Genomic DNA, 11,229 nt, shown 5'->3' on the forward strand with positions numbered 1-11,229 from the left:
CGTTAATCTGCGATAAATATTTGTGAATAGTTTTTTTCATTTACATAGTAGATTTGTGATTAGAAGTTGAGAGCTTCAAGTCAGTAAATGTATTGTTTTAATACCCTAAAAGCATTATACTATACTAATGTGAATTGCTTTATTTTACCCATTACCTCAACCAATGCTTTTATAAATACACGATAAAACAAAACTCTCTAAAACCCGGATATGTTAGAAAGGGGATTAAAATATGAATGAAAAGCAAAGACTTGAAGGACAACAAGTGAAAACAGCTAATCCATCGGACAAAAAATCCGAAAAGGATTACAGTAAGTACTTTGAGACCGTATTTACACCGCCATCCTTGAAGGATGCTAAAAAACGTGGAAAAGAAGAAGTAAAATATCATAAAGATTTTGATATCCCGGAAGAATTTCATGGAATGGGGAAGGGCCGAAAGTTCTATATCCGCACATATGGCTGCCAAATGAATGAACATGATACAGAAGTCATGGCAGGGATCTTTATAGGGCTTGGCTATGAACCAACTGATACTGTGGAAGATGCTAATGTGATTCTCTTAAATACATGTGCCATTCGCGAAAACGCTGAAAATAAAGTGTTCGGTGAACTTGGCCACTTAAAGCATTTGAAAAAGGAAAAACCTGACTTGCTTTTAGGTGTTTGCGGCTGCATGTCCCAAGAGGAGTCTGTCGTAAACAAAATTCTTAAAACCTATAATCAAGTCGATATGATTTTCGGAACACATAATATTCACCGTCTTCCTAACATCCTAAAAGAAGCATATATGTCAAAAGAAATGGTTATTGAAGTATGGTCTAAAGAGGGAGATGTTATCGAAAATCTTCCAAAAGTACGCCGAGGCAATATTAAAGCTTGGGTTAATATTATGTATGGCTGTGATAAGTTCTGTACTTATTGTATTGTACCTTTTACTCGGGGGAAAGAGCGAAGCCGGCGACCAGAGGATATTATTCAAGAGGTTAGACAATTAGCAGCTCAAGGTTATCAAGAAATTACCCTGCTTGGACAAAATGTTAATGCTTACGGGAAAGACTTTGAAGATATTAAATATGGTCTTGGAGATCTTATGGATGAAATTCGTAAAATTGATATCCCGCGTGTTCGTTTTACTACTAGCCATCCACGAGATTTTGATGACCATCTCATTGAAGTCTTGGCAAAAGGCGGAAATCTCGTAGAGCATATTCACTTGCCTGTTCAATCTGGTTCAACAGAAGTGCTTAAAATCATGGCTCGCAAATACTCGAGAGAACAGTATTTAGAACTTGTTCGAAAAATAAAAGCTGCAATCCCTAATGCAACATTCACTACAGACATTATTGTCGGTTATCCGAATGAAACAGAAGAGCAATTCCTAGAAACGCTTTCCTTATATCGTGAAGTAGGGTATGAGGCAGCCTATACCTTTATCTATTCCCCTCGTGAAGGCACACCTGCAGCAAAAATGCAGGATAATGTTCCAATGGAAGTTAAGAAGGAACGTTTACAGCGCTTAAATGCAGTAGTTAATGAGTTTTCTGCTGAAGCAATGAAGAAATATCAAGGTCAAACTGTTGAAGTTTTAGTTGAGGGCGAAAGCAAGAATAATCCAGATGTGTTAGCAGGCTATACGAGAAAAAATAAGCTAGTTAATTTTATTGGTCCAAAATCAGCAATTGGTAAAATTGTTAATGTGAAAATTACAGATGCTAAAACGTGGTCACTAAACGGAGAAATGGTTGAAGAACTAGATGCGGTAGAGGTGGAGTAAGATGGGGAAATACACAAAGGATGACATTGTAGCAAGAGCAAAAGAGCTTGCACAAATGATTGCAGAAACGGAAGAGGTTGACTTTTTTAAACGTGCTGAAGCCCAAATTCATGAAAATGCTAAAGTAAAGGCAACAATTACGAATATTAAAGGTTTGCAAAAGCAAGCAGTTAATTTGCAGCATTTCGGCAAAATGGAAGCATTAAAAAAGACTGAAGATAAAATTGAATCCCTTCAGAACGAGCTGGATGAAATTCCTGTTGTGCAAGAGTTTAAGCATTCACAAATTGAAGTGAATGAACTTCTGCAGCTAGTTGCATCAGTCATTTCTAATACAGTCACAGATGAGATCATTTTGACAACTGGCGGGGACCTTTTAAGCGGCGAAACAGGTGCTCAAATAAAAAATAGTGACTGTTCACACCATTAATAATAAAGTCAGAACTCCTTTTGGAATTATTTCCGAAAGGAGTTTTTTTGTATAAAATCTTAAGTAAGCCTATTGTGGGCACACTCCTAAAGAAAAAGCATACTATGAATTATGCCTATACTTTTACTCAAACATTCATCAATAAATATCGCACACTAGTCTAATATCCCGCATAGGATGAAGTGAAAATGAATGAGGAGGTTCGCTCGCAATGGGAGAATACAGAGAGATAATAACCAAGGCGGTCGTAGCGAAAGGACGTAAATTTACTCAATCCAATCATACGATTAGCCCTAAACATCATCCATCAAGCATTCTAGGCTGCTGGATCATAAACCATAAGTACGATGCGAAAAAGGTCGGGAAAACAGTCGAAGTTTCCGGAACATATGACATTAACGTTTGGCATTCCTTTGACAATAACACAAAAACTGAAGTCGTTACTGAACGTGTCGAATATATGGATGTCATAAAACTAAAATACCGTGACCCGGATAGTTTAGATGACCATGAAGTTATTGCACGCGTATTGCAGCAGCCTAACTGCACTGAAGCGGTCATTTCACCGAATGGAAATAAGATCATTATCCACGTTGAAAGAGAATTTCTCGTTGAAGTGATCGGTGAAACAAAGGTTTGTGTAGCCATCCATCCTGGAAAATGCGATAGTGAGGATGACGAAGCATGGGGAATGGACGTAGAAGACGAGGAGTTTGAAGATTTAAATCCAGATTTCTATATTGGAGATGAAGAGGAATAAAAGGTAACTAGGAGGTTTTGCTCCTAGTTTTTCTTTTTTTTTATAGAATATATGTTTAAATATTCAAATTTATTATATAATGAATGAAAATTTAAAGGAAGGTAGAACAAATGGAAAATTATTGGCTTTTTATCTTTATGTGTATCATGTTGATTATTTTGCCAGGTCCTGATACAGCCATTATTACGAGAAATACGATTTCAAAACGAAAAGCTGCAGGAATGAAAACTACATTTGGGACTCTTACTGCTTTGCTCATTCATACTCTAGCTGCTGTATTCGGTTTGTCTGCTCTAATTGTAAAATCAGCTTTCTTATTTTCAATATTAAAGTATGTTGGTGCCATTTATTTAATCTATCTTGGCTGTAAATCAATCCTATATATTTTGAAAAAACATCCTCAGACAAGTCAAGATTCTAATCAAGCAGATAAATATAAAAATACATCTTACTACCGTCAAGGCTTCCTGACAAATCTTCTTAATCCTAAGGTAGCCGTATTCTTTTTGACCTTTTTGCCTCAATTTGCTGGTAAAGGGGATAATGCTTTTTTTGAATTTTTAGCTTTGGGCTTAACCTATACAGTCTTAACACTAATATGGTTTATTTTCTATATTTACTTAATTAATTATATTAGTGAATTTATGAAAAAGCCTTCTACTATGAAGGCGGTAGAAGGGTTAACAGGAGGTATTCTTATCCTTTTTGGCATAAAGCTGGCTTTGGAAAAAAACTAATTGGTCATTTGCTCTTTATTTATATTTTTAGTAGATGCAGCAATCTTTCAAAAGGAGTGCTGCATTTTACTTTTGTCAGAACATTCACTTTAGAGGATTATGTTATAATGAAAATATCATTTTCAGTAGTAGCTGCTGAAATAATAATAAATCAAAATGATATTAATGTTACAAATGGAGGATACTATGGCAGGTTATACGCCTATGATACAGCAATACTTAAGTGTAAAGGCAGATTATCAGGATGCCTTTTTATTTTTTCGTCTTGGCGATTTTTACGAGATGTTTTTTGAAGATGCGATAAAAGCATCGCAGGAACTTGAGATTACGTTAACGAGCAGAGAGGGTGGCACGGAGGAGCGTATTCCGATGTGTGGCGTACCCTACCATTCTGCTCCTGGCTATGTTGAACAATTAATAGAAAAGGGGTATAAAGTAGCGATTTGTGAGCAAACGGAAGACCCGAAAAATGCAAAGGGTGTTGTGAAGAGAGAAGTTGTACAGCTGATTACCCCCGGAACGATGATGGAGGGGAAAGGCCTTCATGATAAAGAAAATAATTATATCGCTACTATTTCTTATTTTGATGATGGTTCTTTCGGATTTGCCTTTAATGATCTTTCTACTGGAGAAACAAAGGTTACCCTTTTGACTTCAGGCTTTGAAGAAGTTTTAAATGAAATTTCGCTTTTAGGTGCGAAGGAAATTGTTATTGCTTCCGTTTTCAACGAAGATTGGAAGCTGAAAATAAAAGAACGGACAGATATGACCTTTTCTATTGAGGATGATCATATACAAAAGGATCACTACCAACACTTACTTGAAGATATTAATCAGGACAAGTTTCACCAAACCGTTTCCAGACTGTTTAACTACCTTTATCGAACACAAAAGAGAAGCTTAGATCATCTTCAAAAAGTAACAATCTATCAAACACATCATTATATGAAAATCGATTATTTCTCGAAGCGGAATCTTGAGCTTACCGAAACGATACGTTCTAAAGGAAAAAAGGGGTCCTTGCTATGGCTTCTAGATGAAACACAGACAGCAATGGGGGGCAGATTATTAAAACAATGGATCGATCGTCCCCTTGTGAATGAAGAGGAAATTATTCGCCGCCAGAATCTAGTTGAAACATTTATAACCTCGTATTTTGAAAGGGAAGAACTTAGAGAGAAGCTGAAGGAGGTCTATGACCTAGAAAGGCTTGCAGGAAGGGTCGCCTTCGGAAATGTGAATGCTCGGGATTTAATTCAGCTCAGACGTTCTTTACTGCAAATTCCTGGAATAAAGGATCTTTTAATGGAACTTTCTAGAACAGAGGCACAGCATTTCTCTAAGCGTCTCGATCCATGCGAAGAAATTGTTGATTTGCTTGAAAGGGCAATTGCAGAAAATCCTCCGCTTTCAGTTAAAGACGGGAATATGATAAAGGATGGGTATAATGAAGAACTAGATAAGTTCCGTGATGCCACTCGGAATGGAAAGACGTGGATTGCCCAGCTTGAGAAACAGGAACGGGAGAAGACGGGGATTAAATCTCTTAAGGTCGGCTATAATCGCGTTTTTGGCTATTATATTGAGGTGACTAGAGCCAATCTTCACCTTCTACAAGAAGGCCAATACGAGAGGAAACAGACGTTAACAAATGCAGAAAGGTTTATTACGCCAGAGCTAAAAGAAAAAGAGGCACTTATTCTGCAAGCAGAAGAAAAAAGTGTAGAGCTAGAATATGAGCTTTTCTTAAGGTTGCGTGAGCATATTAAGGGATTTATTCCAAGGCTGCAGGCGTTAGCTAAATTAATTAGTGAGCTTGATGTTCTTCAATGCTTTGCAACTGTGAGTGAAGAGAGACATTATGTGAAGCCATTGTTTTCGAAGGAAAGCAGATTAATAATCAAGGATGGAAGGCATCCAGTTGTTGAAAAGGTGATGAATGCTCAGGAATATGTACCAAATGATTGTTATATGGACGCTGAAAGTGAGATGTTCTTAATCACAGGTCCTAACATGTCAGGGAAGAGTACATTTATGAGACAAATTGCCCTAACAGCAATCCTTGCGCAAATTGGCTGTTATGTGCCAGCCTCAGAGGCGGTTTTGCCTATTTTTGATCAAGTTTTTACAAGAATTGGTGCAGCGGATGATTTAATTTCGGGTCAAAGTACCTTTATGGTTGAAATGCTTGAAGCAAAAAACGCCATCATCCATGCAACGCAAAACAGTCTTATTCTCTTTGATGAAATCGGACGAGGTACATCCACATATGATGGAATGGCGTTAGCTCAAGCGATGATTGAGTATATCCATGATCGTATAGGAGCGAAAACATTATTTTCTACCCATTACCATGAATTAACAGTTTTGGAAGAGAGTCTCGAGAAATTAAAAAATGTGCATGTTAGTGCCGTTGAACAAAATGGGAAAGTTGTTTTCCTTCATAAGATTAAAGAAGGTGCAGCGGATAAAAGCTATGGCATTCATGTAGCGCAGCTTGCTGAATTGCCTGAGGAACTCATTCATAGAGCAAACGAGATATTAACGGGCTTCGAGCAGAAGGCACCGGTGCATGCTGCTGTACCGCCAAAAAAAGAATTACAAACATCAGCAGAGTCAGATTCCCAGCTTTCATTTTTTGATGAAACAATATTAGTAAAAGAAAAACCTGTCAATTCGAAGGAAAAGCAGGTTTTGGAAAAAGTAAAATCACTTGATATCCTGGATATGACACCAATGCAAGCATTAAATACCATTTATGAACTCCACAAAAAGCTAAAAAGTTAAGGAAGAAAATTAAATCTTCCTTACAAATCATAGAAAACTTTCAAAAATGGAGGTGAAGCTATATGGGGAAAATTATTCAGCTCGATGATGCACTTTCAAATAAAATAGCAGCAGGCGAGGTCGTGGAGCGTCCAGCATCCGTTGTGAAAGAACTAGTGGAAAATTCAATAGATGCAGGAAGTACAATTATTGAGATTGAAACAGAGGAAGCAGGATTGGCCAAGATTCGAATCATAGATAATGGGGACGGTATTGCTGAAGATGATGTGCTTACTGCTTTCCAGCGTCACGCGACAAGCAAAATAAAGGATGAAAATGACTTATTTCGTATTCGTACACTAGGTTTCCGGGGTGAAGCATTGCCAAGTATTGCTTCTGTTTCAAAAGTCGAAATGAAAACCTCGACTGGGGAAATCGGAACAAGAATAGTTGTTGAAGGCGGTAAGTTAGGAGCAGTAGAAAAAGCGCCCGCTAGAAAAGGGACAGATTTAGTTGTTTCTGATTTATTCTTTAATACGCCTGCACGTTTAAAATATATGAAAACCATTCATACCGAGCTTGGAAATATTACTGATGTTGTCAATCGTTTGGCCCTAGCACATCCAGAAGTATCAATCCGTCTTATTCACAATGATCGAAAGCTGCTCCAAACGAATGGAAATGGGGATGTTCGCCAAGTTTTAGCGGCTATTTATGGAATGAACATCGTGAAAAAAATGATTCCCATTCAAGCAAGCTCTCTGGATTTTCAAATAAGCGGCTATGCAGCATATCCTGAAATAACAAGAGCCTCCAGAAATTATATTTCAACGATGATAAATGGCAGATTCATTAAGAATTATGCTTTAGCAAAAGCAATCCAGGAAGGCTATCATACCCTTTTACCTATAGGCCGATATCCAATTGTATTAATTAATATTAATATGGATCCTTTGCTAGTTGATGTCAATGTCCATCCTTCTAAAATGGAAGTCCGTTTAAGTAAGGAACAGGAATTATATGAGCTTGTCATTGAAACAATTAAAGCCGCCTTTAAGAAGGAGGAGCTGATTCCGACAGGGTTTACACAGCCAAAGTCTATTCAGCCGAAACAGGAACAGACATTTTTGCAATTAGATCATATTCCTGAGAAGGCATTTAAAGAGGAAAGGTTTGTCCAGCCTCCAACTTCTTCTTTTGTTATGGAAAAAGGATTGACCACTGAGTTGACTGCAAATAATCCTAAGCCAATGTCAGAAATGGTCTCAGCAAATCTTGAACAAGATTTAGCCTCTTTCAGCACTTATGAAAAAAATAGTGAAACAAGCGAGATTTCGCATATAGAACAGGTAGATCAGAAAGAGCCTACGCGAATTCCACCGTTGTATCCACTTGGACAAATGCACGGAACGTATATTTTTGCTCAAAATGAAAAGGGATTATATATCATCGATCAGCATGCAGCTCAAGAGCGTATTAAATATGAGTTTTTTAAAGAAAAGGTTGGACAAGTGGCGAGTGAGCTGCAGGAAATGCTCATTCCATTGACCTTTGATTACTCAACAGATGATTATATTAAAATTAATGAATATAAGGGTGAGCTGGAAAAGGTCGGCGTTTTCCTTGAGCCGTTTGGTCATAATAGCTTTATCATCCGCTCTCATCCGCAATGGCTGCCAAAAGGAGAAGAAAAGGAAATCATTGAGGATATGATTGAGCAGCTCCTGTCCATGAAGAGGGTTGATATTAAGAAGCTAAGGGAAGAAGCAGCGATCATGATGAGCTGCAAGGCTTCTATTAAAGCTAACCATCATTTAAGGAATGATGAAATTCAGGCATTACTAGATGAATTAAGACAGACCTCTGACCCTTTCACCTGTCCGCATGGCCGTCCGATTATTATTCATTATTCTACCTATGACATGGAAAAAATGTTTAAGAGAGTTATGTGATTTTTAACAGCGAAGAACCCTTAGAATAGCAGGATTCTTCGTTGTTTATTATATTATTTGACACATTTTGACCACTTTTACTGGTTGGAATCGCTTTTTTGAAGTGCTTTTGAAAAAATTTCCGCTGATGAATCTTGAAGATTTGAGGTAACGTGACTATATTTATCTAATGTTATGGCCACGTTTGAGTGACCTAATCTTTCTGAAACTACCTTAGAATTCTCACCAATTTCTAACATGATTGTAGCGTGTGTATGTCCTAGATCATGAAAACGAATTTTCTTCACACCCAAAGCTTGATATCGTATAAAAATTGCTTATGTATAGTATTAGGGTTAACCGGTTCGCCGCCAAAAGCAGAAATAACAAAATGATCATTATTTAATTTCATACCAACCTTGAATAACTGTTCCTGTTTTTTTACTTTATAAAATTGAATTTATCGTATCATTTCGTCTGTAATAGAAATATTTCTTTTTCCACTGCTTGTTTTGGGTGACTGCAAAACTAGACCTTGCCCAGCGACATAATATAAGGAATGGTGAACATAAATTCTTTTTTTGCCAATATCGATATCTCCCCACTTTAGTCCTAAAAGCTCACCGCGTCTCATTCCCGTATAAATGGCTAAATAATATAGCATAAATATATGATTTTTTTGACTTCTCATTCTGTTAAGGAAGATGTTGCAATCCTCTATTGACCAAGTTTCAATACTCTTCTTTTGCCTTCGTGGAGCTTTTACATTATTCATAAAATCATTTTTAATATATTTCCAATCGACCGCAGTTTTGGCAGCCATCTTCAGTATGGAATGGATGTACTGAATAAATTCTTCAGTTAATCCCTCATTAAGTAGCTCGTTATAGTATTTGCTAATCATTATTGGGGTAAGTTGCTTTACTTTCACATGTCCGAACTTTGGAATCAATCTTTTTTCTACTGCGCTCGAATAGCCATTAAACGTAGTAAGCTTTACAGCTGGTTTAGCAATAATATTAAGATAGTCAATAATGTAATCCTTAAATATTATTTCTTTTTCATTCACAAATGTTTCATTATCTATTTCAATTGTCATTTGATTTGCGGCTAATTCAGCATCTTTTTTAGTCTCGTATCCACGCCTTGTAATTTGCTTCCTTTTACCTGTTGAAGGGTCTCTACCAAGTTCAAGTGTAAATGACCATGTATAGCCTTTTTTGTTTTTTGCGGGAACTTTTCTATAGTAAGTCATTTTGTCCTCCTTAATATTTTACTGTTTTTCTGTATATCTTTTTTTCATTAAAGTAAACTTTCAGACGGTAAGAATATATGTTCTGTTTTGTGATTAAATGAAAAGCCCTGAGTTGGGCTTATAAGTTATCGTTCACACGCAATGCCATCTTTATCGCGATCTTTGCTCTTGTTTGCATCATAAAGTTCTTTTGAAACATGTGGTTTATATTTTGTTTTTCCGCCTTTGTTTTTCGAAGAAGAAGACTCAGCGACTCCACCTTTATAATCCTTATTTAACTCAGTGCAGTTTTTATCCGTTTTTGCGGGCTTACTAAAAAGCATACGGTGCTCTATAAAAAAACAGCAGGTGAATACGAGTTTAAGTAACTGACTTTGTATTATGTTTCTTTAAAATTGGAGGGTTATGAATGAGAAAAGCTAGGAACGGATTAAGGCCAGTAACAGCAATTTCATACCAACAGGAATTAAAGGGATATTTCCACTGTTTTAGTCAAGAGGGCAGCCTTGAGGAAGGTATTGGCACATATGCAACTATCGAATTAGAAGACGGCACTGTTCGTCAAGTGGGTGCCTTCAAAATGAAATTCGATGATGTTGAGGGGGAATAATCGTGGCAGCTAAAAACAGACAAAGATGGAGATTTACTAAATGGCGTGAGTGTTGTGAAGAATGCGGGAGGAAACTGGATTATAGAGATTGGTATCACCGGACATACGGTACATGTAATTCAACTTGTTATTTGTACATGGTTGGTATGAGTTGGTCAGATTTTTATTAATCACAAGAGTAAAGGAATTTCCTAAAAGGAGTGGATCTGTTTGAACACAAGAAAAATAGATCAATTGATTGCTGAAAATGTATTTGGATGGAAAACAAATCACTTTCAAAATATAGACATTATTTCTGTGTACGCGGATGATGGGGAGGAATTTTCTATTCCAGATGACTTCTGTCCAACAGAAGACATAGCAGATGCGTGGAAGGTCATTAAAGAAATGAGATTTAAAGGAATATACTTTGAAATCAGTTCAAGTTCTTGTCGAGTGGCTTCGTATGTGATGAAAGAAGATCAGACACTACCTTACAACTATAGACAGGAGCTTTCCAGTGAACAATGTGAATCTATTGAAATGAAAGATATGCCTTTAAGAATTTGCATGGCTTCATTAAAAGCATTGAATGTAACATTTTAAGCATGGAAGTTACTACACAAAAAAAGAGCCTTGTAAGGCTCTAAAGCAAACTGATATGCAAAAGGGATATGTTCATAGCTATTTTATGCAACAATATGGGAATTGATTAGGATAAGGCGAGTGTGGAAGCTTCAACAAGATGTTTGCCTTATCCCATAAAAAAAATTTTCCCTGAATTTAGGAAATTAATTCATTAAGTAAAATGTAATCAAAGGAAATGCAGGCACTAGTAATAGTACCTGCATTATATTAGGAGGTGTCTCTTGGGTATTATATATTATTCAAATTTAAAAAACTTGTCCGTGTTTCTTTAAAAATGTACTTGTTCATTAAATGGTTTAAGCATTATGTTCATTTGACAAAAAATGTGACATAAAA

At 36.7% G+C, this 11,229-nt stretch carries 11 protein-coding genes; 8 read left to right on the forward strand and 3 right to left on the reverse strand.

Annotated elements, in window-relative coordinates; genetic code table 11:
* The first annotated feature begins 232 nt into the window (after positions 1-232).
* The 6 genes from miaB (at position 233) to mutL (ending at position 8,422) form a co-directional block, all read left to right on the forward strand.
* A complete protein-coding gene (gene miaB, locus V7149_RS21510; RefSeq protein ID WP_335347638.1) occupies positions 233-1,777 on the forward strand; it encodes a tRNA (N6-isopentenyl adenosine(37)-C2)-methylthiotransferase MiaB in 1,545 nt (514 codons plus the stop codon).
* Position 1,778: 1 nt separating this feature from the next.
* Positions 1,779-2,207 (forward strand): RicAFT regulatory complex protein RicA family protein, encoded by a 429-nt coding sequence (locus tag V7149_RS21515; RefSeq protein ID WP_335347639.1) that lies wholly within the window; start codon positions 1,779-1,781, stop codon positions 2,205-2,207.
* Positions 2,208-2,418: 211 nt separating this feature from the next.
* Entirely contained in the window at positions 2,419-2,967 is a 549-nt protein-coding gene (locus V7149_RS21520) for an outer spore coat protein CotE (protein ID WP_335347640.1), read from the forward strand.
* A 110-nt stretch (positions 2,968-3,077) separates the two neighbouring features.
* The gene (locus V7149_RS21525) at positions 3,078-3,704 is read left to right on the forward strand and encodes a LysE family translocator (RefSeq protein WP_335347641.1); all 627 of its coding nucleotides are present in this window, start codon (positions 3,078-3,080) and stop codon (positions 3,702-3,704) included.
* A gap of 186 nt (positions 3,705-3,890) precedes the next feature.
* Entirely contained in the window at positions 3,891-6,491 is a 2,601-nt protein-coding gene (mutS, locus tag V7149_RS21530) for a DNA mismatch repair protein MutS (protein ID WP_335347642.1), read from the forward strand.
* A gap of 62 nt (positions 6,492-6,553) precedes the next feature.
* Positions 6,554-8,422: a DNA mismatch repair endonuclease MutL gene (gene mutL, locus V7149_RS21535; RefSeq protein WP_335347643.1), complete on the forward strand. Its 1,869-nt coding sequence runs from the start codon at positions 6,554-6,556 to the stop codon at positions 8,420-8,422.
* Positions 8,423-8,499: 77 nt separating this feature from the next.
* Here mutL and V7149_RS26645 read toward each other — a convergent pair whose 3' ends face one another.
* From V7149_RS26645 to V7149_RS21545, 3 genes are all read right to left on the reverse strand, one after another.
* On the reverse strand, positions 8,500-8,709 hold the full coding sequence (locus tag V7149_RS26645) for a tyrosine-type recombinase/integrase (RefSeq protein ID WP_335490698.1): 210 nt from the start codon (positions 8,707-8,709) through the stop codon (positions 8,500-8,502).
* 152 nt (positions 8,710-8,861) lie between these two features.
* Positions 8,862-9,656 (reverse strand): Arm DNA-binding domain-containing protein, encoded by a 795-nt coding sequence (locus V7149_RS21540; protein ID WP_335347644.1) that lies wholly within the window; start codon positions 9,654-9,656, stop codon positions 8,862-8,864.
* 125 nt (positions 9,657-9,781) lie between these two features.
* Entirely contained in the window at positions 9,782-9,979 is a 198-nt protein-coding gene (locus V7149_RS21545) for an excalibur calcium-binding domain-containing protein (protein ID WP_335347645.1), read from the reverse strand.
* A gap of 86 nt (positions 9,980-10,065) precedes the next feature.
* On the opposite strand from V7149_RS21545, the gene V7149_RS21550 reads away from it, so the two are divergent.
* Together V7149_RS21550 and V7149_RS21555 are read left to right on the forward strand one after the other, a co-directional pair.
* Entirely contained in the window at positions 10,066-10,266 is a 201-nt protein-coding gene (locus V7149_RS21550; protein ID WP_335347646.1) for a hypothetical protein, read from the forward strand.
* Positions 10,267-10,476: 210 nt separating this feature from the next.
* Positions 10,477-10,851 (forward strand): BC1872 family protein, encoded by a 375-nt coding sequence (locus V7149_RS21555; protein ID WP_335347647.1) that lies wholly within the window; start codon positions 10,477-10,479, stop codon positions 10,849-10,851.
* The last annotated feature ends 378 nt before the right edge of the window (positions 10,852-11,229 follow it).

The sequence above is a fragment of the Bacillus sp. JJ1503 genome, assembly GCF_036965125.1.
Lineage (GTDB): Bacteria > Bacillota > Bacilli > Bacillales > Cytobacillaceae > Cytobacillus.

Coding starts and splice junctions, on each gene's coding strand:
- miaB (WP_335347638.1), top strand. CDS start 233: ATGAATGAAAAGCAAAGACTTGAAGGACAACAAGTGAAAACAGCTAAT.
- V7149_RS21515 (WP_335347639.1), top strand. CDS start 1,779: ATGGGGAAATACACAAAGGATGACATTGTAGCAAGAGCAAAAGAGCTT.
- V7149_RS21520 (WP_335347640.1), top strand. CDS start 2,419: ATGGGAGAATACAGAGAGATAATAACCAAGGCGGTCGTAGCGAAAGGA.
- V7149_RS21525 (WP_335347641.1), top strand. CDS start 3,078: ATGGAAAATTATTGGCTTTTTATCTTTATGTGTATCATGTTGATTATT.
- mutS (WP_335347642.1), top strand. CDS start 3,891: ATGGCAGGTTATACGCCTATGATACAGCAATACTTAAGTGTAAAGGCA.
- mutL (WP_335347643.1), top strand. CDS start 6,554: ATGGGGAAAATTATTCAGCTCGATGATGCACTTTCAAATAAAATAGCA.
- V7149_RS21540 (WP_335347644.1), bottom strand. CDS start 9,656: ATGACTTACTATAGAAAAGTTCCCGCAAAAAACAAAAAAGGCTATACA.
- V7149_RS21545 (WP_335347645.1), bottom strand. CDS start 9,979: ATGCTTTTTAGTAAGCCCGCAAAAACGGATAAAAACTGCACTGAGTTA.
- V7149_RS21550 (WP_335347646.1), top strand. CDS start 10,066: ATGAGAAAAGCTAGGAACGGATTAAGGCCAGTAACAGCAATTTCATAC.